This window comes from Prevotella lacticifex (assembly GCF_019973375.1).
GTDB classification, from domain to species: domain Bacteria; phylum Bacteroidota; class Bacteroidia; order Bacteroidales; family Bacteroidaceae; genus Prevotella; species Prevotella lacticifex.
This window is the reverse complement of sequence record NZ_BPTV01000024.1, coordinates 1-382: the sequence shown is the minus strand read 5'-3', so window position 1 is coordinate 382 and position 382 is coordinate 1. Positions and strand designations below refer to the sequence as shown.

The window sequence follows — 382 nt, the reverse complement described above, 5'->3', positions numbered from 1 at the left end:
AGGGCTTCCTGGAAAAAAGGCGGCTTCCTACTCTCCCGCATTGCATTGCAGTACCATCGGCGTAAGTGGGCTTAACTTCTCTGTTCGGAATGGGAAGAGGTGGGACCCCACCACAATAACCACCTGACAATATTTTTCGACCGCCTTAACGCTTATACTTAGCGACAGGCGTATGGGTGACACATCTAACAAGCGAAACCGTTAGACAACTCAAAGTATGACCTTATGACTGAAAGTTTCGGGCAATTAGTAGCGCTCGGCTTTGACGTCACCGTCTTTACACCTGCGCCCTATCAACGTCCTCGTCTCGGACGACCCTATAAAGGAGTTCTAATCTCGCGGATGGCTTCGCGCTTAGATGCTTTCAGCGCTTATCCTAAAC

The 382-nt window shown here is 49.7% G+C and carries 2 rRNA genes; both read right to left on the bottom strand.

Annotated elements, in window-relative coordinates:
• Nucleotides 1-14 precede the first annotated feature (14 nt).
• Nucleotides 15-127, bottom strand: a 5S ribosomal RNA gene (gene rrf, locus LDN30_RS16240).
• A 98-nt stretch (nucleotides 128-225) separates the two neighbouring features.
• A 23S ribosomal RNA gene (locus tag LDN30_RS16235) occupies nucleotides 226-382 on the bottom strand; the annotation flags it as partial.